General features: G+C 72.8%; 22 protein-coding genes. 15 read left to right on the forward strand and 7 right to left on the reverse strand.

Annotated elements, in window-relative coordinates:
- Position 1: 1 nt before the first annotated feature.
- On the reverse strand, positions 2–1,585 hold the full coding sequence (locus BKI49_RS30080; RefSeq protein ID WP_095937403.1) for an IucA/IucC family protein: 1,584 nt from the start codon (positions 1,583–1,585) through the stop codon (positions 2–4).
- Positions 1,586–1,678: 93 nt separating this feature from the next.
- Here BKI49_RS30080 and BKI49_RS30085 point away from each other — a divergent pair, with 93 nt between their 5' ends.
- Genes BKI49_RS30085 through BKI49_RS30095 form a run of 3 tightly spaced genes read left to right on the forward strand, consistent with a single transcriptional unit; the run spans position 1,679 to position 4,432 of the window.
- Positions 1,679–3,217 carry an IucA/IucC family protein gene (locus BKI49_RS30085; protein WP_373557604.1) on the forward strand — a complete coding sequence of 513 codons (1,539 nt, stop codon included), beginning with the start codon at positions 1,679–1,681 and terminating at the stop codon, positions 3,215–3,217.
- A gap of 22 nt (positions 3,218–3,239) precedes the next feature.
- The gene (locus tag BKI49_RS30090) at positions 3,240–4,154 is read left to right on the forward strand and encodes a HipA family kinase (RefSeq protein ID WP_095937405.1); all 915 of its coding nucleotides are present in this window, start codon (positions 3,240–3,242) and stop codon (positions 4,152–4,154) included.
- A complete protein-coding gene (locus tag BKI49_RS30095) occupies positions 4,151–4,432 on the forward strand; it encodes an Rdx family protein (RefSeq protein WP_095937406.1) in 282 nt (93 codons plus the stop codon). The genes BKI49_RS30090 and BKI49_RS30095 overlap by 4 nt, the downstream gene beginning before the upstream one ends.
- A 3-nt stretch (positions 4,433–4,435) precedes the next feature.
- Here BKI49_RS30095 and aceB read toward each other — a convergent pair whose 3' ends face one another.
- A complete protein-coding gene (gene aceB, locus BKI49_RS30100) occupies positions 4,436–6,070 on the reverse strand; it encodes a malate synthase A (RefSeq protein ID WP_095937407.1) in 1,635 nt (544 codons plus the stop codon).
- Positions 6,071–6,292: 222 nt separating this feature from the next.
- Positions 6,293–6,892, reverse strand: coding sequence for a nucleotidyltransferase family protein (locus BKI49_RS30105; RefSeq protein ID WP_095937408.1), 600 nt, complete (start codon positions 6,890–6,892; stop codon positions 6,293–6,295).
- A 212-nt stretch (positions 6,893–7,104) separates the two neighbouring features.
- Here BKI49_RS30105 and BKI49_RS30110 point away from each other — a divergent pair, with 212 nt between their 5' ends.
- Entirely contained in the window at positions 7,105–7,419 is a 315-nt protein-coding gene (locus tag BKI49_RS30110; protein WP_095937409.1) for a DUF5955 family protein, read from the forward strand.
- A gap of 36 nt (positions 7,420–7,455) precedes the next feature.
- Here BKI49_RS30110 and BKI49_RS30115 read toward each other — a convergent pair whose 3' ends face one another.
- The gene (locus BKI49_RS30115; RefSeq protein WP_095937410.1) at positions 7,456–8,259 is read right to left on the reverse strand and encodes an IclR family transcriptional regulator; all 804 of its coding nucleotides are present in this window, start codon (positions 8,257–8,259) and stop codon (positions 7,456–7,458) included.
- 368 nt (positions 8,260–8,627) lie between these two features.
- On the opposite strand from BKI49_RS30115, the gene allB reads away from it, so the two are divergent.
- Complete coding sequence (allB, locus tag BKI49_RS30120) at positions 8,628–9,950, forward strand: allantoinase AllB (protein WP_095937411.1); 1,323 nt, start codon at positions 8,628–8,630, stop codon at positions 9,948–9,950.
- Positions 9,951–10,005: 55 nt separating this feature from the next.
- Positions 10,006–11,121, forward strand: a complete 1,116-nt coding sequence (alc, locus tag BKI49_RS30125; RefSeq protein ID WP_095937412.1) for an allantoicase — start codon at positions 10,006–10,008, stop codon at positions 11,119–11,121.
- Between the two features lie 251 nt (positions 11,122–11,372).
- On the opposite strand, the gene BKI49_RS30130 is transcribed toward alc, so the two are convergent.
- Positions 11,373–12,134 (reverse strand): SDR family oxidoreductase, encoded by a 762-nt coding sequence (locus BKI49_RS30130; protein WP_095937413.1) that lies wholly within the window; start codon positions 12,132–12,134, stop codon positions 11,373–11,375.
- Positions 12,135–12,245: 111 nt separating this feature from the next.
- Between BKI49_RS30130 and BKI49_RS30135 the strand changes: the two genes are divergently transcribed.
- From BKI49_RS30135 to BKI49_RS30145, 3 genes are all read left to right on the forward strand, one after another.
- A complete protein-coding gene (locus BKI49_RS30135) occupies positions 12,246–13,064 on the forward strand; it encodes an AIM24 family protein (RefSeq protein ID WP_095937414.1) in 819 nt (272 codons plus the stop codon).
- 305 nt (positions 13,065–13,369) lie between these two features.
- Positions 13,370–14,275, forward strand: a complete 906-nt coding sequence (locus BKI49_RS30140) for a DMT family transporter (protein ID WP_095937415.1) — start codon at positions 13,370–13,372, stop codon at positions 14,273–14,275.
- Positions 14,276–14,361: 86 nt separating this feature from the next.
- Positions 14,362–14,754 carry a guanyl-specific ribonuclease gene (locus BKI49_RS30145; RefSeq protein ID WP_095937416.1) on the forward strand — a complete coding sequence of 131 codons (393 nt, stop codon included), beginning with the start codon at positions 14,362–14,364 and terminating at the stop codon, positions 14,752–14,754.
- A gap of 50 nt (positions 14,755–14,804) precedes the next feature.
- On the opposite strand, the gene BKI49_RS30150 is transcribed toward BKI49_RS30145, so the two are convergent.
- Positions 14,805–15,020: a hypothetical protein gene (locus BKI49_RS30150; protein ID WP_095937417.1), complete on the reverse strand. Its 216-nt coding sequence runs from the start codon at positions 15,018–15,020 to the stop codon at positions 14,805–14,807.
- A gap of 371 nt (positions 15,021–15,391) precedes the next feature.
- Between BKI49_RS30150 and BKI49_RS30155 the strand changes: the two genes are divergently transcribed.
- Positions 15,392–16,582: a sensor histidine kinase gene (locus BKI49_RS30155; protein ID WP_095937453.1), complete on the forward strand. Its 1,191-nt coding sequence runs from the start codon at positions 15,392–15,394 to the stop codon at positions 16,580–16,582.
- A gap of 292 nt (positions 16,583–16,874) precedes the next feature.
- Here BKI49_RS30155 and BKI49_RS30160 read toward each other — a convergent pair whose 3' ends face one another.
- Complete coding sequence (locus BKI49_RS30160) at positions 16,875–17,846, reverse strand: NADPH:quinone reductase (RefSeq protein WP_095937454.1); 972 nt, start codon at positions 17,844–17,846, stop codon at positions 16,875–16,877.
- Positions 17,847–18,071: 225 nt separating this feature from the next.
- Here BKI49_RS30160 and BKI49_RS30165 point away from each other — a divergent pair, with 225 nt between their 5' ends.
- From BKI49_RS30165 to BKI49_RS30185, 5 genes are read left to right on the forward strand one after another with little or no spacing between them, the layout of a single operon-like run.
- On the forward strand, positions 18,072–18,623 hold the full coding sequence (locus BKI49_RS30165; RefSeq protein ID WP_095937455.1) for an SRPBCC family protein: 552 nt from the start codon (positions 18,072–18,074) through the stop codon (positions 18,621–18,623).
- Positions 18,624–18,663: 40 nt separating this feature from the next.
- Positions 18,664–20,232 carry a class I adenylate-forming enzyme family protein gene (locus tag BKI49_RS30170; RefSeq protein ID WP_095937418.1) on the forward strand — a complete coding sequence of 523 codons (1,569 nt, stop codon included), beginning with the start codon at positions 18,664–18,666 and terminating at the stop codon, positions 20,230–20,232.
- A gap of 4 nt (positions 20,233–20,236) precedes the next feature.
- Complete coding sequence (locus BKI49_RS30175) at positions 20,237–21,475, forward strand: FAD-dependent monooxygenase (RefSeq protein WP_095937419.1); 1,239 nt, start codon at positions 20,237–20,239, stop codon at positions 21,473–21,475.
- Positions 21,472–23,457 (forward strand): FAD/NAD(P)-binding protein, encoded by a 1,986-nt coding sequence (locus BKI49_RS30180; protein ID WP_095937420.1) that lies wholly within the window; start codon positions 21,472–21,474, stop codon positions 23,455–23,457. Before BKI49_RS30175 ends, BKI49_RS30180 begins: the two co-directional genes overlap by 4 nt.
- Positions 23,454–24,902 carry a nitrosuccinate lyase gene (locus BKI49_RS30185; protein ID WP_095937421.1) on the forward strand — a complete coding sequence of 483 codons (1,449 nt, stop codon included), beginning with the start codon at positions 23,454–23,456 and terminating at the stop codon, positions 24,900–24,902. The genes BKI49_RS30180 and BKI49_RS30185 overlap by 4 nt, the downstream gene beginning before the upstream one ends.
- Positions 24,903–25,666 lie beyond the last annotated feature (764 nt).

A 25,666-nucleotide genomic window follows, 5' to 3' on the forward strand; every position in this document is an offset into this window, starting at 1 on the left:
TTCAAAACGAGGGGGTGCCGGAGCCGGATCCGGTGAGCGGATTGGGCAGTTGTGTCCACAGGTCGCCGGAGGTGCGGGGGGAGAGCCGCATCAGGGTCAGCGCCTTGGTGGGCAGCGGCTCGCCCAGCAGGGCGGCGCGGTCCGCGGTGCGCGGCAGATCACCGGCGACCGCCTCCAGCGCTCCGCGCAGCGCGGCCGTCGAGCCGGCCGTGGCACCCAGCGCGCCACCCACCAGGGAGCCGAACAGCTTGCGTCGCAGGGCGGTCTCGTCGTCCGTGACGACGCGGCCGAAGAGCGCGGGAGCCGGGATGCCGTGCCGGGCCAGGCGGGCCGGGCTGATCCGGATGTCGGCGAGGTCGCGGTAGACGAGCCGGACCGGGGCGCCCGCGCCGTCGAGGACGACGAGCAGGTTCTGGCCGTGCGCCTCCAGGGCCACGCCCAGATCGAGCAGCCGCAGCCCGGTCGTGAGCACGAGGCGGGTGAAATCGGCCAGCCAGGAGGGGCGTTCGGGCAGGCCCGTCAGCGGGAGGGCGGCCACCGGGACGATCTGCTCGCCCGGGGCCGCGTACTGGTCCGGCGACTCCCGCAGCACCGCCGCCAGATCGGGGCTGTGCGCGGTGGCCGCGCCGAGCGTCCGGGTGATGTGCAGCGGAGCGTCCAGACGGCCGGCCACCGACTCCATGAACGCCGAGACCGTCGCGGCGGTCTCCACCGAGTACACCGAGATGTCGCGTACCGAGGACGTCAGCCGGGCGCTCAGCGCGGTCTTGACGTGCGGGCCGTCCGGCAGGGCGAGCGTACGCAAGGACATCAACGGATGTGCGGCGAAACCCTCCTGGACCGGTCCGTCCAGCACGTGCGCCACCTGCCAGGGGTGGACGGGGATCAGGACGCGCTCGCCGTCCCGCAGCCACTTCGGCCACTCGCCGGTGACCAGACAGTCGTCCACGGCCATCAGACCCAGTTCCACGACCGGCCGGTGCTCCGGCGCGTACGCCAGCTGCTCGGCCACGGAGAAGCCGGGCCGGGAACGGCAGTTGGGGTGGTACGGGTGTCCGTCGACGACCCGCTGCTCCCACCTCCAGCCCGCCGCCGGGTGCTCGGCGGGCCCGCACGCGACGCCGTCCGCGGGGGCCGGGCCGGCGGCGTCACCGGGCGCCGGCCCGTCGGCCGTGCCGAACGCCGTCTGTCCCGCCCGGGAGAGCGCCAAGGACTCCACGCTGTCGGCGAGTTCGGCCGCGAAGGCGGGACCGTGCGGCACGCCGAGCGCCTCGACGAGCCGGTCCGGCCGGTCGTACGGCCGCCCGTCGAGCCGCACTTCGCCGACGTACCCGGTGACGGCGTACGGGTCCGGGTGCGGGCCGTGCAGCCGCCGCCCGTCGGCCAGCCGGACCGTGAGACCGTCACGCCCCCTCTCGCGGCCCGCGATCCATGGCAGCGGCTCGTACGCCAGCGCACGCCACAGACGGGTCAGCACCGCCGCCCTGGCGCCGGGGAGCGCCCGCGCGCACGGCGCCGCCGGCTCGGGGCGCACGGCGCTCGGCCCGCCGGCGGGCGAGGCCTCGGGCGTGGGGGGACGGTGCACGGGCGGGCTCCTTGGGTACGGGGACTGCGTCGCGGTCGTCCACGGCAACAGACATACTGATCACCAGTGCACCGTATGGAATGAATGAAGCGAATGGACCGAGTGGACTCCCTGCCTCCCCTGCTCCCGTCACTCGCCGGGGAGGACCCCGGCGGCGGCGATGTCGCGGAGGCCGCCGACGGGTACGCCGCGGCGCCCCTGCTGAATTGTCTCCTGCGGGAGGCGGCGGAGCCCGCGGAGGACCCCGGTGTGTACCGCCTGAAGGCGGGCGGCGGGCTGCTGCGGGTGCGCGGCGCGCGGCGGCCCGCGCGGCCGGAGGTGCGCGCCGCCGGTGCCTGGCACCGGCTCACCCACGCCGAACTGGTCAAACTGACCGCGGAGGAACTGCGCCGCGCCACCGGCCTGTCCAACTCCGAACTGCCCGCGGAGATGACCGACAGCCGCGACACCGTCGCCGCGCTGCTCACCGCGCGGCAGCGTGCGACACCGCCCGGCGATCCGTACCTGCGCTCCGAGCAGTCCCTGATCACCGGGCATCCCCACCATCCGGCACCGAAGGCGCGCGGCGGCGGTCCGGCCACCGACTGGCTGCCGTACGCGCCCGAGGCGTACGCCCGTTTCCCGCTCGAACTCCTCGCCGTGCGCGAGGACGCCGTCGTCGAGGACGGCGACACGACGGCGCTCGACGCCTTCGGCCAGGCCCCGCCCGGCTACCGGCTGCTGCCCGCCCACCCCTGGCAGCTCGGCCTGGTCGGCGCCCGCCCGGAGATCCTGGCCGCGTTCCGCGACGGCCGGCTGCTGCGCGTCGGACGCACCCCGCGCCCGCTCCGGCCGACGGCGGCGATCCGCACGCTGTACGCGCCCGAGGACGACCTCTTCGTGAAGTTCAGCCTCGACGTGCGCATCACCAACGACGTCCGCCGGCTGTGGCGGCACGACCTGCTGAAGATGCGCGGCACCGACGCGGCCACCGCCGCTGCGTTCGCGGGACCCGGCCCCGCCGCCTGGCTGAGCGACAGCGGCTACCGCACCGCCGACTTCGCCTTCGAAGAACTCGCCGTCCTCGTCCGGGACGGACTGCGCGGCCACCTCTTGCCCGGCGCGACCCCGCTGCTCGCCGCCGCCCTGGTGGAGGGCTTCGACGGCAGCCCCCTGGACGGGCTCGCCGACCCGGCCGCCTGGTGGGCCGCGTATCTGCGCCACGTCGTACCGCCCGTGCTGCACGCGTTCGCGCGCCACGGCGTCGTCGTCGAGGCCCACCTGCAGAACGTGCTGGTGGCCGTGGACGCGGCGGGGACGCCCGTGCAGGCGCTGTTCCGGGACGCGGAGGGCGTGAAGCTGCTGCCCGCCGTGACGCGCGAGGCGGGCTGGGAACGGCTCGTGTACTGCCTGCTCGTCAACCACCTCACCGAGCTGGCCGCGCTGCTCGCCGAGCGTCACCCCGGCTGGGACCCGTGGCCCGCCGTCCGGGAGGAGCTGATCCGCTACGACACGGAGCTCGGACTGCCCGAGATCGCCGGCCTGCTCGCGGCGCCCACCGTCCCCGGCAAGACGAACCTGCTCCTGCGGTGGACCGGCGCGGACGGCGCGGACGCCCGGTACGTGCCGCTGCCCAACCCGCTGGCCGGGTGAGCGCTGACTTACCCTGGCGGGTGTGCTGCGCGACGTGACTGCTGTTCGATACGTGACCCCGCTGAGGGCGGGCGGCTCCGTGCCCGGGGTCGTCGAGGCCGACGACCTGGGGACGTACGTCGTGAAGTTCACCGGCTCCGCGCAGGGCCGCAAGGCGCTGGTCGCCGAGGTGATCGTCGGCGAGCTGGCCCGTGCGCTCGGGCTGCGCTTCCCCGAGCTGGTCCTCGTCCACTTCGACCCCGCGATCGCCGACTCCGAACCGCACCAGGAGGTGCGGGACCTGCACGGCGCCAGCGCGGGCCTCAACCTCGGCATGGACTTCCTGCCGGGCGCGAAGGACTTCACGCCACAGGTCGCGAAGAGGTTCCCGGTCGACGCACTGGAGGCGGGCAGGATCGTCTGGCTCGACGCGCTGACCGTGAACGTGGACCGTACGGTCCACAGCTCCAACCTGATGGTGTGGCCCACGTTCGGCACCGCGCCCCCGCAGCTGTGGCTGATCGACCACGGAGCGGCCCTCGTCTTCCACCACCGCTGGGACGCCTCCGACCCCGCCAAGGCCTACGACTTCCGGCACCATGCCCTCGGCCACTACACGCCGGACACCCGAGCCGCCGACGCCGAGCTGGCGCCGCGGGTGACGCGCGAGCTGCTCCGCGAGGTCACGGCGGCCGTGCCGGACGCCTGGCTGACCGTCGAGGAGGGCTTCGCGACGCCCGACGAGGTCAGGACGGCGTACGTGGACTACCTCCACGCGCGCGTGGCGGCGTCCGCGGCCTGGCTGCCCACCGACTTCCCCACCCGGGAGGAACTCGCCGCCGAGGAGGAACAGCGCGCGGCGAGGACACAGCAGGGCCGCCCGAACTGGCTCAAGCGGGTCCCCGACCTGCACGGCAAACCGGCGGCGGAACAGGATTGGTCGGTGCACCTGGGATGAGCGGCGTCCAGCGCGTGGAGATCGAGTACTGCACCCAGTGCCGCTGGCTGCCGCGGGCGGCCTGGCTGGCGCAGGAACTCCTCACGACCTTCGAGACCGAGCTGACGGAACTGGCCCTCAAGCCAGGCACGGGCGGGGTCTTCCTGGTCCGGGTGAACGGTGAGGTGGTCTGGGACCGCCGCGAACAGGGCTTCCCGGAGCCGACCGCGGTGAAGCAGGCCGTACGCGACCGAGTGGCCCCGGGAAGGTCCCTGGGCCACTCGGACAGATCCGCGTGAGCGTCAGCCCTTGAGCTGCTCGTACGCCGGCAGCGTCAGGAAGTCCGCGTAGTCCTCGTCCAGCGACACCTGGAGCAGCAGGTCGTGGGCCTGCTGCCAGTTGCCCGCCGCGAACGCCTCCTCGCCGATCTCGGCGCGGATGCGGGCGAGCTCCTCGGCGGTGACCCGGCGCGCCAGCTCCGGGGTGGCCGCCACGGTCTTCCCGTCGTGCTCGAAGACGACGCCCGCGTTGATCCACTGCCAGATCTGGGAGCGGGAGATCTCGGCGGTGGCCGCGTCCTCCATGAGGTTGAAGATGGCCACCGCGCCGAGGCCGCGCAGCCAGGCCTCGATGTAGCGGATGCCGACCTGCACCGCGTTGACCAGGCCCTCGTACGTCGGCCTGGCGTCGAGGGAGTCGATGGCGATCAGGTCACCGGCGGCGACGGACACGTCCTCGCGCAGCCGGTCCTTCTGGTTGGGCCGCTCCCCGAGGACCGCGTCGAACGACGCCATCGCGATCGGGACCAGGTCGGGGTGCGCGACCCAGGAGCCGTCGAAGCCGTCGCCCGCCTCGCGGTCCTTGTCGGCCTTGACCTTCTCGAAGGCGACCTTGTTGACCGCCTCGTCGCGGCGCGAGGGGATGAACGCCGCCATGCCGCCGATCGCGTGCGCGCCGCGCTTGTGGCAGGTACGGACGAGGAGTTCGGTGTACGCGCGCATGAACGGGGCGGTCATCGTCACCGCGTTGCGGTCCGGCAGGACGAACTTGGCGCCACCGTCACGGAAGTTCTTGACGATGGAGAAGAGGTAGTCCCAGCGGCCCGCGTTCAGTCCCGAGGCGTGGTCGCGGAGTTCGTAGAGGATCTCCTCCATCTCGTACGCGGCGGTGATCGTCTCGATCAGGACGGTTGCGCGCACGGTCCCCTGCGGGATGCCGAGGTGGTCCTGCGCGAAGACGAACACGTCGTTCCAGAGGCGGGCCTCCAGGTGCGACTCCGTCTTCGGGAGGTAGAAGTACGGGCCCTTGCCGAGGTCCAGCAGGCGCTGGGCGTTGTGGAAGAAGTACAGGCCGAAGTCGACGAGGGCGCCCGGGACGGGTGTGCCGTCGGCGTCCACGAGGTGGCGTTCGCTCAGGTGCCAGCCGCGCGGGCGCATGACGACGGTGGCGAGGTCCTCGTCCGCCTTGAGGGCGTACGACTTGCCCGACGCCGGGTCGGTGAAGTCGATGGTGCGGGTGTAGGCGGCGATCAGATTGAGCTGGCCGACGACCACGTTCTCCCAGGTCGGTGCCGAGGCGTCCTCGAAGTCCGCGAGCCAGACGCGCGCACCGGAGTTGAGCGCGTTGATGGTCATCTTGCGGTCGGTGGGGCCGGTGATCTCGACGCGGCGGTCGTTCAGGGCCGCCGGGGCGGGGGCCACCTTCCAGGAGTCGTCCGCGCGGATCGCGGCGGTCTCCGGGAGGAAGTCGAGGGTGGAGGTGCGGGCGATCTCGGCGCGGCGCTCCGCACGGCGGGCGAGGAGCTCGTCACGCCGGGGCGTGAACTGCCGGTGCAGCTCGGCCACGAAGGCGAGGGCCGCGTCGGTGAGGACCTCCTCCTGCCGGGGCAGGGGCTCGGCGTCGACGATGGCCAGCGGGGACGGCGCTGGTGCGGACATGAGCTGTCACTTCCTTCGGGGGAGCTGTTTCAGCGAACCACGTGCATCGCCACCGTGCCGTGGCACTGGGTGCCGACCGGCGCGAATGGGGCAAAGGGCGCCCGCGGAGCGGTCAGGCGCTTCTGAACAGTGGATACTAGTTTCCTCATGGTGGAAGTTCAATGGTTTGTTGATGTCGAGATTCTCCGGGTCGACACAAGGTGGCGCTCGGTGCCACGCCGTTCACTCAAGGTGGACCAGGTCGGCCGCGGTGTCGATGTCGTACGCCTGCGCGACGTCCCCGCACTCGACGAGCGTGATCGCGTCTTCATGGGCCTTGAGATAGGCGCGGGCGCCCCGGTCGCCGGTGGCGCTGCGCGCGATGGCGTCCCAGTGCCCGGCCCCGAAGAGGACGGGGTGGCCGCGTTCGCCGCCGTAGGACGCGGCGGCGAGCGAGAGGGGGGAGGCGTACGCGCCGAGGACCCGGGACACCGCCTCCGGGCCGATCCCCGGCTGGTCGACCAGAAGTACCAGCGCGCCGCCCGCACCCGTGCCCGCCAGTGAACCGAGACCCGCGCGCAGCGAGGAGCCCATGCCCTCCTCCCACTCCGGGTTGTCCACGAGGACGCATCCGGGCAGCGCGGCCCGCGCCCGCACGGCGTCGGCCCGGGCGCCCAGCACCACATGGACGCGTGCGCAGCCGCCGGCCCGCAGGACCTCGACCGCGTGTTCGACGAGCGGTCGCCCGCGGTGTTGCAGGAGCGCCTTGGGGCGCCCCCCGAGGCGGCGCCCGCCGCCGGCCGCGAGCAGCAGTCCGACGACCTGGTCCTTGTTGTCCGTCATGCTCCCTGCATACCCGAGCGGGGCGGGAGCGCGCGCCGGAACCCGGCCGGGCCGCCCGATGTCCAAGGGCTGAATTTCGGTCCGCGCGGTGGCGCCCGGCGCACGCGGTGGCGTTTACTGACCCGCGTCCCCCCGGCGCCCGACCACCGCCACGGGGAGTTGGGGCCTGGCGAGGACGATCGACGCACAACGGCGTGCGAGGGGGGAGAGCTGTGTTGCGGAGCTTGGGGCAGAGGGCAGTGACCGGCAGCGACGAGGACCCGAGGGTGGTGGAACTGCGCATCGCCGTCTCCCGGCTGCGCCGTGAACTGGCCGCGCATCCGGCCGAGTTCCCCGACCGCGGCATCGCCGAGGACGAGCTCGCGGCCCTCGCCGCGATGGCCGCCGGCGGCATCCCCGAGAGCCCTCGGCTGCGCCGCTCCCTGCTTCTGGTCGCGGGCGCGATCGGCTCGGTCAGCGCCCTGTCGACGCGCCTGGCCGACGTGCGCAGCGCGGTGGAGCTGTTCGGGGAACCGCCGCGCCGCTGAGCCGCGGGGCGGGTGCCCCGCGGCGGTATCCGGGGCTCAGGCGGCCGGGCCCGAGCTGGCCAGGGCCTCCGACAGCTCTTGCGCCACCTGCTGGAGCACGGGCACGATCTTCTCGGTGGCCGACTCGGTGACACGGCCGGCGGGTCCGGAGATGGAGATGGCGGCGGCGGTCGGGGAGTCGGGCACGGAGACCGCCAGGCAACGGACGCCGATCTCCTGCTCGTTGTCGTCGACCGCGTAGCCGAGACTCCTGACCTCTTCCAGGGCGGCGAGGAAGCCGTCCGGAGTCGTGATCGTCTTCTCCGTCGCGGCGGGCATGCCGGTCCGGGCGAGCAGGGCGCGTACCTCGTCGGCCGGGGTGTGCGCGAGCAGTGCCTTGCCCACGCCCGTGGAGTGCGGCAGGACGCGCCGCCCCACCTCGGTGAACATCCGCATCGAGTGCTTGGACGGCACCTGGGCGACGTAGACGATCTCGTCCCCGTCGAGCAGGGCCATGTTGGCCGTCTCGCCGGTCTCCTCGACCAGTTGCGCCAGATAGGGGCGGGCCCAGGTGCCGAGGAGCCGGGACGCGGACTCGCCGAGGCGGATCAGACGCGGTCCGAGCGCGTACCGGCGGTTCGGCTGCTGACGCACGTAGCCGCAGGCCACCAGCGTGCGCATGAGCCGGTGGATGGTGGGCAGCGGCAGTCCGCTGCTCGCGGAGAGCTCGCTCAGGCCGACCTCGCCCCCGGCGTCCGCCATGCGCTCCAGCAGGTCGAAGGCGCGCTCGAGGGACTGGACGCCACCACTGGGAGCGGGCGATTTGGCGGCGTCGGTGGTGCTGGCGCTGGACGGCGGCACGGCGGCGGTCCTTTCACGGCTCAGGAACGTCAGGGTCGGCCCGGCAACGGGCCTCTCGCGGGGCGGCGGCGCGCGCCGGGAGGGTAGTGATGCAGCCTACCCGGCGGTTGGTTGACTCCCGCGTTGTGCATAGCTACGTTCTGCTCTTTGGAATTCTACTTCCGCTTTGTGGAAACATCCAGAGTGGGCGTCCCGGGAGCACAGTGGAGGTGTGCGCTCTTGACGGCACATGGGCTGCGGGGAAGACTCCTTCAACAGATCGTTGAATTCCGTTACGCGGAAGTAAACCCGCGCCTCCACGGCGGCGGCAGTGATCAGCAGCGGCAGAGAGAGGGGTCCGGGTGTCTGGTGTCGGAGGGGTCGAACTGATGCTGCGCTCGACGCGCGTCATCACTCCCGAAGGGACGCGCGCCGCCACGGTCGCGGTCACCGGAGGCACGATCACGGCCGTGCTCGCGCACGACGCGGAAGTGCCGGACGGCGTCCGGCTGGAGGACTTCGGCGACGACGTCCTGCTGCCCGGCCTCGTCGACACCCACGTCCATGTGAACGACCCCGGCCGCACCGAGTGGGAGGGCTTCTGGACCGCGACCCGCGCCGCGGCCGCCGGCGGCATCACCACCCTCGTCGACATGCCGCTCAACTCCCTGCCGCCCACCACGACGGTGGACAACCTGCGCACCAAGAAGGACGTCGCCCACCCCAAGGCGCACATCGACGTCGGCTTCTGGGGCGGGGCGCTGCCCGGCAACGTGAAGGATCTGCGCCCCCTGCACGACGCGGGCGTCTTCGGCTTCAAGGCGTTCCTGTCGCCCTCCGGCGTCGACGAGTTCCCCGAGCTCGACCAGGAACAACTCGCGCGGTCGCTCGCCGAGATCGCCGGCTTCGGCGGCCTCTTGATCGTGCACGCCGAGGACCCGCACCACCTCGCCGCGGCCCCGCAGAAGGGCGGCCGCAAGTACACCGACTTCCTCGCCTCGCGCCCCCGTGACGCCGAGGACACCGCGATCGAGCACCTCATCGCCCAGGCACGGCGGCTCGACGCGCGCGTGCACGTGCTCCACCTGTCGTCCAGCGACGCGCTGCCGCTGATCGCCGCCGCGAAGGCCGACGGCGTACGGCTCACGGTCGAGACCTGCCCGCACTACCTCACGCTGACCGCCGAGGAGGTCCCGGACGGCGCCAGCGAGTTCAAGTGCTGTCCGCCCATCCGCGAGGCGGCCAACCAGGACCTGCTGTGGCAGGCCCTCGCCGACGGCACCGTCGACTGCGTCGTCACCGACCACTCGCCCTCCACGGCCGATCTGAAGACCGACGACTTCGCGACCGCCTGGGGCGGCATCTCCGGCCTCCAGCTCAGCCTGTCCGCGGTGTGGACCGAGGCCCGCAGGCGCGGCCACACCCTCGAGGACGTGGTCCGCTGGATGTCCACGAGCACCGCCCGGCTCGTCGGCCTCGACGACCGCAAGGGCGCCATCGCCCCCGGCCTCGACGCCGACTTCGCGGTCCTCGCCCCCGACGAGACCTTCACCGTGGACCCCGCCGCGCTCCAGCACCGCAACCGCGTCACCGCCTACGCGGGCAAGACGCTGAGCGGCGTCGTCAAGTCCACCTGGCTGCGCGGCCGGCGGATCGTGGACCGGGGCGAGTTCACCGAACCGGCCGGCCGACTGCTCTCCCGCCACCCGTGACCCGCACCAGCCCCGCACCCGCAGCGGCCGATCCCGAAAGGCAGACCTGATCATCGTGACGGCGATTCCTCACTTCACCGGCGACGCGAACCCCTACGGAGGCGGCGACCCGTACGCGGACTACCGCACCGCCGACTTCCCCTTCACCCAGTACGCCAACCTCGCCGACCGGCAGCTCGGCGCGGGTGTCATCGCCGCCAACGACGAGTTCTTCGCCCAGCGCGAGAACCTTCTGGTGCCCGGGGCCGCCGAGTTCGACCCCGAGCACTTCGGCCACAAGGGCAAGATCATGGACGGCTGGGAGACGCGGCGCCGCCGCGGCGTCTCGGCCGAGCACCCGTGGCCGACGGCGGAGGACCACGACTGGGCGCTCGTCCGTCTCGGCGCGCCCGGCGTCGTCCGCGGCATCGTCGTGGACACCGCCCACTTCCGCGGCAACTACCCGCAGGCGGTGTCGGTCGAGGGCGCGTGCGTGCCCGGTTCCCCGTCGCCCGAGGAGCTCCTCGCCGACGACGTGAAGTGGACGACCCTCGTCACCCGCACCGCCGTCGGCGGTCACGCGGCGAACGGCTTCGCGGTCTCGGCCGAGCAGTGCTTCACGCACCTGCGGGTCAACCAGCACCCCGACGGCGGCATCGCCCGGCTGCGGGTGTACGGCGAGGTCGTGCCCGATCCGCGCTGGCTGTCGGTCCTCGGCACCTTCGACGTGGTGGCGCTGGAGAACGGCGGCCAGGTCGTGGACGCCTCGAACCTCTTCTACTCGCCCGCCACCAACACCATCCAGCCGGGGCGCTCCCGCAAGATGGACGACGGCTGGGAGACGCGGCGCCGCCGGGACGACGGGAACGACTGGATCAGCTACCGGCTCGCCGGACAGTGCGAGATCCGGGCGATCGAGATCGACACGGCGTATCTGAAGGGCAACAGCGCCGGCTGGGCGGCGGTGTCCGTACGGGACGGGGCCGAGGGGGAGTGGGTGGAGGTGCTGCCGCGGACCCGCCTCCAGCCCGACACGAACCACCGCTTCGTCCTGGACGCCTCCGCCGTCGGCACCCACGCGCGCGTGGACATCTTCCCCGACGGCGGGATCTCGCGGCTGCGGCTGTTCGGGTCGCTCACGCAGGAGGGCACGGCGCGGCTCGCCGCCCGTCACCAGGAGCTGGGCGGCTGACTTCGGCCCCTCCTCCGTCTCTTCCCGTTCCCGCGCTCCCAGCGGGGTGGTGGTGGGCGCGCACTTTTGGTTCCCGTGCTCCGGGCGGGCGGGCGCGCTCTTCCGGCCCCCTGCTCCCGGCGGCGTGGGCGCCCTGCTGCGGGCAGGATGCCCCTTCGTCGCCGGGTGCCGGCCCGGACCCCGCACCTCGCGTGCCGGACAGGGCTCGATCGCCCTGTCCGGCACGCGAGGTGCGGGGGAGACGGCGGCCGCTACGCCGAGTGGCCCCCGTCCACCGAGAACTCCGCCCCCGTGACGTAGGCCGCCTCCGGCCCGGCCAGATAGGCGATCGCCGAGGCCACCTCGTCGGCCGTGCCGAAGCGGCCCAGGGCGGTCATCGCGGCCTGGCCCGCGGCGTACGGGCCGTCGGCGGGGTTCATGTCCGTGTCGATCGGCCCGGGATGCACGATGTTCGCGGTGATCCCGCGGTCACCCAGCTCCCGGGCCAGGGCCTTGGTGAGCCCGATCAGGGCCGACTTGCCGGTCGCGTAGAGCGTCCCGCCGGGTCCCGGCACTCGCTGGGTCATGCAGGTGCCGACGGTCACGATCCGGCCACCCCGGCCCATCCGTGCCGCCGCGGCCTGGGAGGCCAGGAAGACACCGCGGACGTTGACGGCGAGCACCCGGTCGACGTCCGCGGGGGACAGTGAGTCGAGCGGGCCGAGGACCCCCACGCCCACGTTGTTCACCAGGACGTCGAGCCCGCCGAGCTCCTCCGCGGCGCGGCTCACCGCCCCGGCCGCCTCCGCGGGGTCCGCCGAGTCCGCCCGCAGGGCGATCCCGCGCCGCCCCAGCGCCTCGACGGCCCGGACGACGTCGGCCGCCTCCTCCTTGCCCCGGACGTACGTGAGGGCCACGTCCGCGCCCTCCCGGGCGAGCCGTACCGCCGTCGCCGCACCGATGCCACGGCTGCCGCCGGTCACCAGGGCCACCTTGCCGTTCATTGCGAGATCAGTCGTTTCGTGTGAGGTCATGCGTCCATCCCAGCGGGCGCGGCCCCCGGGTGCTGGCGGCGAACGGACACCGTGTTCGGTGCGGAAGGTTCGATTCGGAACTCTTCCTTCCGCTTTTTGCGTTCCCCCCTCGTGACTCTTCAGCAAAAGATCGTCGGCAACGCCATGCAGATGGCGGTCGTCAACCTGCGCCCCGGTCAGACCGTGTACTGCGAGGCCGGGAAGTTCCTGTTCAAGACGGCGAACGTGACCATGGAGACCCGCCTGTCCGGGCCCTCCGGAGGCGGGGGCGCCCCGCCGGCCGGCAACGGCGGCTCGGGCATGGGCGGCATGCTCCGTCAGGCCATGGGCACGGCCATGCAGGTCGGCCAGCGCGCGCTCGCGGGCGAGTCGTTGGCCTTCCAGTACTTCACCTCCACGGGTGGCGAGGGCACCGTCGGTTTCGCGGGTGTGCTGCCCGGTGAGATGCGTGCCCTGGAGCTCGACGGCACGCGCGCGTGGTTCGCGGAGAAGGACGCCTTCGTGGCCGCGGAGTCGAGCGTGGAGTTCGGCATCGCGTTCCAGGGCGGCCGGACCGGGCGCAGCGGCGGCGAGGGATTCGTGCTGGAGAAGTTCACCGGGCAGGGCACGGTGATCATCGCGGGCGCCGGCAACTTCATCGACCTCGACCCGGCCGACTTCGGCGGTCGCATCGAGGTCGACACGGGCTGTGTCGTCGCCTTCGAGGAGGGCATCCGGTACGGCGTCCAGCGCGTCGGGGGCCTGAACCGGCAGGGGCTGATGAACGCGGTGTTCGGCGGCGAGGGCCTGTCCCTGGCCACCTTGGAGGGCAGCGGCCGGGTGATCCTCCAGTCGATGACCATCGAGGGCCTCGCCAACGCCCTGAAGAAGGCCCAGGGCGGGGACAAGCAGGGGCCGACGGGCGGCCTGTTCTCGACGCACGCGGGCTGACGCACGCGACCGGGACGGCGGCCCGGCTACGGGTTGGCCGGGGCTGACGCACGCGACCGGGACGGCGGCCCGGTGACGGTTCGCCGTCCACCGGTGAGTCACGGGCTCCGGTGTCGCCATCCACGCGTACGAGCGGGACGGCCGTCCCACGTACGGGCGCCACGGGAGAGTGTCGCCTCCGGTGTCCTCCGGCATCCGCGCGGCGAAACGGTGTAGCCCCCACGCACCCCCGCCGGTACGGTGATCGTCCCCGTGGGAGCCGTCGACGTCTCCACGCCCGCCCGTGACCGCTGGAGACCGCTCCCATGTCGTCGATCGCCGTACCCGGCGCGCTCGCGCCCCGCCGCGCCTGGCTCACCGACCTGCCCGTCCTGCTGGTGGCCGTGGTGTGGGGCGCCAGCTATCTCGCGGCGAAGGACATCACCACCGCGCGGACGGTGATCGCCGTCCTCGTGCTGCGGTTCGCGGTCGTGCTGCCGGTGCTGGTGATCGCCGGACGGCGCGCGTTGAGGGCCCTGACGGCGGAGCAGTGGCGCGGGGCGGCGCTGCTCGGGCTGATCCTGAGCGGGATCTTCCTCCTGGAGACGTACGGCGTCGTCCACACCTCGGCCACCAACGCGGGCCTCATCATCAGCCTGACCATGATCTTCACACCGCTCGCCGAAGCGGCCGTCACTCGGGTGCGTCCCCCGCGCGCCTTCCTCGCCGCGGCCGGTGTCTCCGTGCTCGGCGTGGTGCTCCTCACCCAGGGGGGCGGCTTCACCCGGCCGTCCCTCGGTGACCTGCTGATGCTGCTCGCCGCTCTCGCCCGGACCGTGCACGTGCTCGCCATGTCCCGCATCAAGGCCGTGCAGGGTGCCGACGCGCTGCCGCTGACCTCCGTCCAACTGGGCGCGGCCGTCGCGGTGTTCGCGCTGCTGTCGACCGGCGCCGACGCCACCCCCTGGAGCACCGCCGCGGGCTTCGGCGCACGGGAGTGGGCCGGGCTGCTGTTCCTCTCGGCCTTCTGCACCCTGTTCGCCTTCTTCGTGCAGATGTGGGCGGTGCGCCGGACCTCGCCGTCCCGGGTGAGCCTGCTGCTCGGGACGGAACCCCTGTGGGCCGCCGCGGCCGGTATCGCCCTCGGCGGGGAGCGGCTCGGCGCGGCGGGCCTGGCGGGCGGCGTCCTGGTGCTCGCGGGGACCGCGTGGGGACGTCGGTCGGCAGGTTAACTCCCGGAAAAATCATCGGACTCGGCGGGAGAAAACCGCTTCCTTGACATTGACATGCCATGCTCTACGCGCGTCATCCTGAAGGCATGAGATTCCCCCCACGAATCACTCGCATCGGCACGCTCGTCTCCCTCATGTCCGCCCTGCTCGTCGGCGGCACCGCGGTGGTCCCCGCCGACGCCGCGACCACGGCCGTCGGCAGCGTCTGTTACGGCGCACTGCCCTCACAGGCGCACGACACCCTGGACCTGATCGACGCGGGCGGCCCCTTCCCGTACTCCCAGGACGGGACCGTCTTCCAGAACCGCGAGGGTGTGCTGCCTTCCCGGTCCTCCGGCTACTACCACGAGTACACGGTCATCACGCCCGGTTCCCCCACCCGCGGCGCCCGTCGCATCGTCACCGGCCAGGAGACCCAGGAGGACTACTACACCTCGGACCACTACGTGACGTTCAAGCTGGTCGACTTCGGCTGCTGAACCGCCCGTGATCCCGGGGTGACCCGGCCCGCCGGAAGTCCGGTCCGCGATCAGCCGGACTTCCGGCTCTCCGCCGCCGCGAACAGCGCGACCGAGAGCACGATGAGGGCGACGCTCGCGTACACCTCGTAGCCGTCGAGGATATCGAGCCGGCGCACCACCCCCCACACTCCCGATACGTGCAACCGGCCGGTGATCGCCGGTATCAGACCCAGGACGCCCTGGACCAGGGCCACGAAACCGAGCACTTCGAGAATCCGCTTCATGGGACGACCCTCGCCCCACGGCCTCCCCACGACCATCGGCCGTGGGGCGAGCCCTGTCCGTCCCGAGTCTGCGGACCCCGCCGCACCGGAGCGCCGAAAGTCTGAAGGGCCGCGACTTTGGTCGACGATCACCGTCGCGATGCGGTGGCGCCGGTCGAGCCTGCGTAGATTTGTCGACTGTGAATGGTGACCATCCGGCGCGGCCGGCGCACGACGTACCGGGGCGGACGGCCGTGCCCCGCGCCCAGGCCGCGAAGACGGACCCGACGACCCTGCCGCACGGGGAGACGACCTCCCCGGAGGGCCTGGCCCCGCAGCCGGTGCCCTCGCTGCGCACCCCGTCCGCCCGGCGCTGGCTGCTTCCGTCGGCAATGATCGCGGAGCTGGACCTAGACGCCGGCCGCCCGGCCCGCTCCGGACGGCCGCGGCGCACCGTACGCGACTGGATCGTCGACTTCGGCTGCTTCCTGCTCGCCCTGGCCATCGGTCTCGCCGCCGCGAACACGCTGACCAAGGACCCGAACACCCCCCATGCCCTGGCCGTCGTCGACCAGGTGCTCGGCGCGCTGGCCTGCGGGGCGGTCTGGCTGCGGCGCCGGTGGCCGCTGGGGCTGGCCATCGCCCTTCTCGCCGTCGGGCTGGTCTCCACCACCGCGGGCGGCGCCGGCCTGGTCGCCCTGTTCACGCTCGCCGTGCACCGGCCCTTCAAGTACGTGGGCACGCTCGCCGGCCTGCAGGTCGCACTGCTCCCGCTGTACTTCTGGCTGCGGCCCGACCCCGATCTGTCGTACCTCGCCGCGATCGCCGTCACCGCCCTGCTGACCGCCACGGTGGTCGGCTGGGGCATGTTCGTCCGCTCCAAGCGGCAGCTCATGCTGAGCCTGCGGGACCGGGCCCGGCGCGCCGAGACGGAGGCGGAACTGCGGGCCGAGCAGGCCCAGCGGCTCGCCCGCGAGGCGATCGCGCGCGAGATGCACGACGTGCTCGCGCACCGGCTCACCCTGCTCAGCGTGCACGCGGGCGCCCTGGAGATCCGGCCCGACGCGCCCCACGAGGAGGTCGCGCGGGCGGCAGGCGTGATCCGGGAGAGCGCCCACGAGGCGCTTCAGGACCTGCGCGAGATCATCGGCGTGCTGCGCGCGGGGGACTCCGACGAGGCCGGGCGACCGCAGCCGACGCTGGCCGCGCTCGACGCGCTGGTCACCGAGTCCCGTTCGGCCGGTATGAAGGTCGCCCTCGACAACCGCGTCGTCGACCCGGCCACCGTGCCCGCGTCCGTCGGACGCACCGCCTACCGGATCGCCCAGGAGGGACTCACCAACGCCCGCAAGCACGCGCCCGGCGCGGAGGTGACGGTGACGGTGTCGGGCGCGCCCGGCGACGGCCTGACGCTGTCCGTCCGCAACCCCGCCCCGCCGGGCGACGTCCCGCTCGTGCCCGGCTCCGGCCAGGGACTGATCGGTCTCACCGAACGCGCCACGCTCGCGGGCGGCCGACTGGAACACGGAGCCGAGGGCGACGGCGGTTTCCACGTCCGGGCCTGGCTGCCCTGGCCCGCCTGACACCGGCCCCCTCATGCTTGTGAACCGGGCTCAGGGGCGAAGCTCCAGGCCAGGTCGGGGGCGTACTCGGGCGTGGGGCCAGGCGCGAGGCTTCAGCCCGTCCGGCGTTCGAGGACGAGGCCGTCCAGGCCGATGCGAGCGAGCCGGAGGCGGAGCCCGGGGTGGTAAGTGCGGGTGTCCTGGTCAGGGTCGTACTCGGGTGTGGGGTCAGGGGGGGAGGTTTCAGCCCGTCCGGCGTTCGAGGACGAGGCCGTCCGGGCCGATACGGGGGCCGGGGGCGGAGCCCCCGGGGTCAGGTGCCCGGACGCAGGATCACCCTGCGTCCGTGGAGCTCACCCCGCTCCATGCGCCGATGCACCTCCGCCGCCGCACTCAACGGCAGCACCTCCGTGCTCCGCGGACGCAGCAGACCGGCGGACAGCAGGTCGTTGATGGCGTCCGCCGCCGACGCCAGCTCGGCCGGCGTGGCGTGGGAGATCGCGAACCCCCGCACGGACGCGTCCTTCATGTAGAGCGGCCCCACCGGCAGCACCGGCTCGTCCTTCGCCCCCGCGAGCAGCACGATGCGGCCTCGGTGCGCGAGCAGCGCGACGGCCGAGGCGAGGTCGTTGTGACCGGAGGTGTCGACGTGCAGGCCCACCCCGTCGGGGGCCAGCCGCGACAGACGACCCCTGAGATCCGGGTCGCGGTAGTCCACGACCGCCGCGGCGCCCAGGTCCCGGCAGTAGTCGTGGTCCCGGGGCGACGCCGTCGCGATGACACGGGCACCCGCCCGGACCGCGAGGACGACCAGCGCGGCCCCCACGTTCCCCGCCGCGCCGCCGACCACCACGGTCTCGCCGGACGCCAGGCCGCCGTGCGTGAACAGGGCGAGATACGCGGTCGCCGCGGGGTGGACCACGGCCACGGCGACCTCGGGATCCACGCCCGGCGGCAGCGGGTACAGCCGGTCCAGGGACACCACGGCCTGCTCGGCCGCCGCACCCTGACGCCCGCCGTGCCCGAGGCTGTTGCACCACACGGCGTCACCGACCGAGAAGCCGCCGCCGGGCTTCGCGACCGTGCCCACCAGGTCGCGACCGACGACGAAGGGAAACTCCAGCGGCGTACGGAACACCCCTGAACGCACGAAGGTGTCGACGGGGTTGACCGTGGTGGCCCGCACGTCGACGAGTACCTCGCCCGGGCCCGGCACAGGTGCGGCGAGCTCTCCGTAGCGAATGACGTCGGGTGGGCCGAGCTGTTCGGCATAAGCGGCACGCATGGCCATGGATTCTTCCACCGGGTGGGCGCACCCGGGCGAAACGCGCGCGTTCTTCGTCAAGTCGTCCGCAATTCCCTCCCGCCGCACTCCGAAGATGAGGAACCCGGAAGCGCCGCGGACTTGACGGACCCGCACGGGCACTTTTGCCCGCGCTCCCCGAGCGGCGCAGCATTCCGGGCATCAGCCGATAACACCGGGAGAGACAAGACCGTGGGTGACAACACCGTGAGTGAGAAAGTCCCGGGGGAGACCCCGCTGTTCCGCGCCGCGGCCGACGCGCACGTCGACGCCACGCCCCTGCAGGTCTACTCCGTCGTCAGCGACCTCGGCCGCAGCGGCGACTGGAGCGAGGAGTGCGTCGGAGGCGAGTGGGTGGAGGGCGAGCCCGCCACCGTGGGCGCCGTCTTCCGCGGTGAGAACCACCGCGAGAAGGACGTGGTGGCCTGGGCGCCCGTCGTACGCGGCTCCTGGAGCACCCGGTCCGAGGTGATCGCCGCGGAGCCCGGCGCCACGTTCTCCTGGGCGATCCAGGACTCGGCGGGACGCGCCCAGGAGAGTGTCTGGACCTTCGACATCGAGCCCGACGGCACCGGTAGCCGGCTGGTCCACCACTTCCGGATGGGCGCCGCCACGGAGGGAATCCGCGGGATCACCGCAGAGATGGACGCGGAGCAGAAGCAGAAGTTCTTCGCCGACTGGGGCGCCAAGCTGGAAAAGGACCTGGCGGCGACCGTCAAGCGCATCAAGGACGTCATCGAAGGCGAATTCAAGAGCTGAATTCCGAGCCTGTTGAGCCTGGGTAGGAGAGGGCGAGCACGTGTTGCTGCAACGGATAGGAAACCGGGGAATCCGGCTCGGGACGCTCTTCGAGCGAGCGGCCGCCCGGCACCCCGCGAACGTACTGATACTCGACCACGATCTCGACATCGCGCCCGGACTCGGGCGCCGCGCCACGGTCGCCGAAGTCGCCGACCTGGTCGACGACTTCGCGTCCCGGCTGTGGGCGGCACGGGTCAGGCCCGGCGACCGGGTGGTCATCTACAAGTCCGACGGATTCGACATCACCCTGCTCGCCTGTGCCACGGCCCGGGTCGGTGCCGTACCGGTGCTGCTGTCGCCGAAGCTCGACGGCGGGACGGTGACCGAGCTGGTGCGGCGCACCGACCGCCCGTACCTCGTCACCGACCAGGCGAAGCTGGAGGAGGAACTGCCCGACTCGGTCGTCGGACTGGCCTCCGCCGTGCTGCTGACCTCCGGAACGCACCCGGCGGCCACCCCGCTCGCCGACTTCGAGGGCGTCGACCGGGTCGCGCCGGTGACCATGCCGCCCGAGCACCCGACGCTCATCACCCACACCTCCGGGACCACCGGCACACCGAAGCTCGCCGTCCACACCGGGCGGACCCTGCAGGCGCGTTACCGGCCGCAGGCCTCCGTCGTCGGCCCGCTCGTCCGCGGCCGCGAGACGATCGCCATGCACGTGTCGTTCGTGCACTCGCGGCTCTTCACGGCACTCGCGATCTCGCTGCACCGCGGATTCCCCGTCGTCGTGCTGGCCGACTCCGACCCGGCGCACGTGGGGGACCTGTTCGCACAGCTGCGGCCGGGAATCCTGGAGGCGCACCCCAACTCCTTCATGAAATGGGAGGAGTTGGCCGACGACCCGCGCCGTCCGCTGTCCAACGTCAAGCTGTACAGCAGCACCTTCGACGCCATCCACCCCCGGACCGTGCGGCGGCTGCTGGCCGCCACCGACCGCCGGGCCCCCGTCTTCGGCCAGCTCTACGGACAGAGCGAGATCGGCCCCGCCGTGGTGCGCTCCTTCAGCAGGCGACGGCCCGAAGAGGCCGACGGACGCTGCGTGGGCATGCCGTTCCCCGGCATGACCGACGTCCGCGTCGTCAGCCGCAACGGCCGGCCGCCGTCCAAGGACAACCCCGGATTCATCGAGGTCAAGAGCGACGGCCGCATCGTCACCTACCTCGGCGAGCAGGAGCGCTACGACAAGCAGCTGTCGGACGGCGGCTGGTGGCGCATGGGCGACGTGGGCTACCGCACCAAGTGGGGCTGTCTGCACCTGCTGGACCGGGAGGTCGACGTCATCGAGGGCTTCGGCTCCACGCTGGCCGCCGAGGACCGCCTGTTCGCCCGGCTCGACGACCTCGCCGAGGTCATCATCATCCCCGGCGCGGACGGCACGGCCGTCCCCGTGGTGTGCACCAAGGACGACGTACCGCTGGACCTCGACGCATGGCGGTCCGCGGCCGAGGGCCTGCCGCCCATGGCGGACCCCGTCCAGTGGCGGCTCGCCGATCTGCCGCAGACGGCCACCACGAAGATCAAGCGCCTGGAACTGGCGCGCGTCCTCACGAACCAGGGCGGCTGACACCATGATCGAGGCAGTCATCACCGGCGGTGGCATAGGCGGGCTCGCCACCGCGCTCGGCCTGGCCCGCGGCGGCCATCGGGCCGTCGTCCTGGAAAGGGCCCCCGAGTTCGCCGAGATCGGCGCCGGCATCCAGCTGGCCCCCAACGGAATCCACGCGCTCGACCGGCTCGGCGTCGGCGCCGAGGCGCGCTCCCTCGCCGTCCGCATGGACGAACTGCGGTTCATGGACGGGGTGACGGGCGAACACGTCACCAGCGTGCCGCTCACCGAGGAGTACCGCCGCAGGTTCCGCAACCCGTACGTCGTCGTGCACCGCGCCGAGCTGCACGCCGTGCTCCTCGACGCCTGCCGGGCCTGGGACACCGTCGAACTGCGCGGCGGGAGCGCCGTCACCGGATACGAGCAGACCTCCACCGGCGCAAGTGCCGTACTGGACACCGGCGAACGGGTCCACGGCGACGCCCTGATCGGCGCCGACGGCATCAACTCCAACGTCCGCGCCCAGCTCGTCGGCGACGGCGAACCCCGCGTCTCCGGGATCACCGTGTACCGCGCGGTCATCCCCATGGACCAGGTGCCGCCGGAACTGCGCCGCGACACCTCCGTGGTGTGGTGGACCGGGCCCGGCTGCCACTTCGTGCACTACCCGATCGCCGGCGGCAAGTACCTCAACCTCGCGGGCAGCAAGGACGACGGAGGCACTCGAGCCTTCGCCGGCGTACCCGTCGAAAAGGCCCACGTACGCAGGCAGTTCGCCACCCTCGGCCAGGACGCGCAGCGTCTTGTCGAGCTCGGCGACGGCTGGCGGTCCTGGATGCTCGTCGACCGCGACCCGGTCGACACCTGGACCGACGGACGCGTCGCCCTGCTCGGCGACGCCGCCCACCCCATGCTGCACTACGCGGCACAAGGCGCCTGCCAGGCCCTGGAGGACGCAGTCCACCTCGGAGACCTGCTGGAGGACGGCAGCGGGGACGACGTGTCCCAGCGCTTCGAGAAGTACACCGCGGACCGCCGCGAACGCACCGCCGCCATCCAGCTCGCCGCACGCGAGAGCACCCGGCTGTGGCACCCCGCGGGGGGCGCCGCGCTCGCCAGGAACGCCCTCCTCTCCAAGCTCACCCCCGGACAACTGCACGACCAGGTCGCCTGGATGCACGGCGCCCGCGACTTCGGCGCCACCACCCCCGCACCGGCCTACCTTCCCACCCACCCGAATCAGAACGGAGTTCAGGAATGAGCAGCAGCCGTCTCCAGGTCGCCATAGTCGGTGCCGGACCGCGCGGACTGTCCGTACTGGAGCGCCTGTGCGCCGGCGAGCGCAAGCGGCCCACGCACACGGAAGTCGTCGTGCACGTCGTGGACCCGTCCCCGGCGGGTGCCGGCGCGGTCTGGCGCGCGGAACAGTCCCGGCATCTGCTCACCAACACGGTGGCCTCGCAGATCACCGTCTACACGGACGACAGCGCGCAGATCGAGGGCCCCATCGAGCCGGGTCCGAGCCTGTACGAATGGGCCCAGGGCCTCTCCCTGCTCGGCCAGTTCGGCGGCTACGACAACGACACCCTCGACGAGGCCGAGCGCCTCGGCCCCGACTCGTACCCCAGCCGCGCCTTCTACGGCCGCTACCTGCACGACGCCTTCAAGCGTGTCGTCGCCCGCGCCCCCCAGCACGTCACCATCACGGTCCACGCCTCCCGCGCGGTGGCCATGGCCGACACGCACGGCGTCCCCGGCGGCCCGCAGGGCCTGCGCTTGGAGGACGGCACGCGTCTGAACCAGCTCGACGCGATCATCCTGGCGCAGGGCCACCTCCCGGCGCGCCTCACCCCGCGCGAGGCCCGCACCGCGAGTCTGGCCCGGATCCACTACCTGACCTACATCACGCCCTGCAACCCGGCCGACGCCGACCTCAGCTCCGTCGCGCCCGGCCAGAACGTCCTGATCCGCGGCCTCGGCCTCAACTTCTTCGACCACATGGCCCTGTTCACCCTCGGCCGCGGCGGCAGCTTCGTCGAGGAGGACGGCAAGCTCGTCTACCACCCCTCCGGCCGCGAGCCCAAGCTGTACGCCTTCTCCCGGCGCGGCGTCCCGTACCACGCGCGCGGCGAGAACGAGAAGGGCGCGTACGGGCGTTACTACCCGAAGCTGCTCACCGGCCAGTACATCGAGGACCTCCGCAAGCGCTCCGAGGACGGCGAGCGCATCAACTTCACAGCCGACCTGTGGCCGTACATCTCCCGCGAGGTGGAGAGCGTCTTCTACGGAACGCTGCTGTCCGCCAAGGGCCGTGAGGAGGACCGCGAGGCGCTGGTGAGCGCCTACCTCGCCCTGCCGGAGGGCGAGAGTCCCGACGCGCTGCTCGACTCGTACGGCATCGACAGCACCGAGCGCTGGGACTGGGAGAAGCTCTCCCGGCCCTACGGCAGCCGGAAGTTCACCGACCGCGACGACTTCCAGGAGTGGCTCCTCGACTACCTGCGCGCCGACGTGACCGCGGCCCGCTCCGGCAACGTCAGCGGACCGCTCAAGGCCGCCCTCGACGTCCTGCGCGACCTGCGCAACGAGATCCGGCTCGCCGTCGACCACGGAGGCCTGGAGGGCAACTCGCACCGCGACGACCTGGAAGGCTGGTACACACCGCTCAACGCCTTCCTGTCCATCGGCCCGCCCGCCGCCCGTATCGAGCAGATGGTCGCGCTCATCGAGGCCGGCGTCCTGGAGATCACCGGACCCGGCACCCAGGTCCGGCTCGACACCCGCAACCAGGTCTTCGTCGCCGACTCCAGCGCCGTGCCCGGCACGCCGGTGCGCGCCACGGCGCTCATCGAGGCCCGGCTGCCCGAGCCCGACATCCGGCGCACCGACGACCCGCTGCTCAGCCACCTGATCAACACCGAGCAGGCGGGCCCGTTCCGGATCGACGGCAGCTGCGGTACCACGTACGAGACCGGCGGACTCGCCGTCACCGAGCGGCCCAACCGGCTCCTCGACGCCCGCGGGCGCGCGCACCCGCGTCGCTTCGCCTATGGCGTGCCCACCGAGTCCGTGCACTGGGTGACCGCGGCGGGCATCCGGCCCGGCGTCGACTCGGTGACCCTCGGCGACTCCGACGCGATCGCCCGTGCCGTCCTCGGACTGCCGCCGGCGTCCCAGGTCCCCGCGGCCGTACGGCCGGTGACCGACGAGACGGACACCGACCTGACAGGAGTGATCGTGTGACCCACCCACTGGACGCACATCTGGACGCGGACGTGCCGACCGACTCAGGTCTGCTGTCCCCCGTGCGTGCCGGTACCCCCGTCGAGGCGGCCGTCTGCGACTGGGCATGGCTCCAGGCCATGCTCGACGCGGAGGCCGCCTTGGCCCGTGCCCAGGCACGGCTCGGGACGGTGCCGAAACCCGCGGCCGACGTCATCACCCGCACCGCGCGCGCGGACCGCTTCGACCTGCGGGCCCTCGCACTCGCCTCCCGCGAGACCGCCAACCCCGTGGTCGGCCTGGTCCAGGCGCTCACCCGCGCCGTCGCGGACCGGGACGAGGGCGCGGCGGAGTACGTGCACCGGGGCTCCACCAGCCAGGACGTCCTGGACACCGGGGCGATGCTCGTCACCGCGCGGGCACTGCGGCTGCTGCACACCGACCTCCATCGCGTCGCCGACGCGCTCGGCGCCCTGGCCCTGGAGCACCGCGACACCCTGATGGCGGGCCGCACGCTCGCCCTCCAGGCGGTGCCGACGACCTTCGGCCTCAAGGCCGCGGGATGGCGCGAGCTGGTCCTCGACGCCGCGCTGCGGGTCGAGCGGGTCCTCGACGGGGGCCTGCCGGTGTCGCTGGGCGGCGCCGCCGGAACCCTCGCCGGTTATCTGGAGTACGCGGCGCTCGACGGCGAGGTGGGGGAGGCGGGCGACTACCTCGACCGTCTCGTCGAGGCGTTCGCCGCCGAGACGGGACTCGCTCCGGCCGTACTGCCCTGGCACGCGCTGCGCACGCCCGTCGCCGACGTCGCCGCGGTGCTGGCCTTCACGGCGGGCGCGCTGGGGAAGATCGCCGTGGACGTGCAGTCGCTGACCCGCACCGAGGTCGGCGAGGTCACCGAACCCACGGCGGCCGGACGCGGCAGCTCCTCCGCGATGCCCCACAAGCGCAACCCCGTGCTGGCCACCCTGATGCGCGCCGCCGCCCTCCAAGTGCCCGTCATGGCAGCCGGACTGACGCAGTGTCTGCTCTCCGAGGACGAGCGGTCGGCGGGTGCCTGGCACGCCGAGTGGCAGCTGCTGCGGGAGTGCCTGCGGCTGGTGGGCGGCGCGGCGCACACGGCCGTGGAGCTCGCCGAGGGGCTGGAGGTCAGCCCGCGCCGCATGCGTGAGAACCTCGCGCACAGCGGGGCCCAGCTGGTCTCCGAGCGGATCGCCGCCGTCCTTGCGCCCCGGTTGGGCAAGGTGCGGGCGAAGCAGTTGCTGAGCGACGCGGTGACGGTGGCCCGGGAGACGGGGCGGTCGCTGCCCGACGTGCTGGGCGACGAGCCCGCCGTGATCCGCCTCCTCGGGGTCGGCGAGTTGGCCGCGCTGTGCGACCCCGGCGGATACACCGGGGGTGCGGGGGCGTTGGTCGACCGCGCCCTGGGCCTGCCGCCGGCCCCGACCGTCGAACGCGACGCCGCGTAGCCGCTCGCCCCGGGGCATCAGGCGGCGCCGCTCCGCCCCAGGGCCCAGGGCAGCGCCGCCCGGCCCAGGGCAGCGCCGCCCGGCCCAGGGCAGTGCCGCCCGGCCCAGGGCAGCGCCGCCCCGCTTCAGGGCAGGGCGGCGTCGTCCCGCCCCACGACAGAGGCCCTCCTCCGGAAAACGCCCGGGGGAGGGCCTCTCCGGTTGTTCGCCCCCTCCGCCCCTACCCGTCCCGTCCCCGGGGCTCCGCCCCGGACCCCGCTCCTCAAACGCCGGAGGGGCTGATTCTCAGCGTCTGCGTCCCGGACTTCGCTCCTCGATTGTCGGAGGGGCTGATTCTCAGGGTCTGCGTCCCGGACTTCGCTCCTCGATTGTCGGAGGGGCTGATTCTCAGGGTCTGCGTCCCGGACTTCGCTCCTCGATTGTCGGAGGGGCTGATTCTCAGCGTCTGCGTCCCGGACTTCGCTCCTCGATTGTCGGAGGGGCTGATTCTCAGCGTCTCCGCCTCGAACCTCGCTCCCTAAGCGTCGGAGGGGCTGATTGTTCGCCGTCCGGTGCCGGAGAGTTCCAGCCCGTCCGGCGTTTGAGGACGAGGCCGTCCAGACCGATGCGGGGGTCCGGGGGCGGCAGCCCCCGGGACAAGGGACGGGTAGGGGCGGCGGGGGCGGGAGACGTCTGGAGCGGGCGACGGACAGGGGAAGGCCCCAACCCCCTGGGGGAAGGGGCCGGGGCCTGTGGGGACGGGGTCAGATGGTCTGGAAGGGAGC

Origin of the sequence: Streptomyces sp. Tue6028, from assembly GCF_002300165.1 — a bacterium.
Lineage (GTDB): Bacteria > Actinomycetota > Actinomycetes > Streptomycetales > Streptomycetaceae > Streptomyces > Streptomyces siamensis.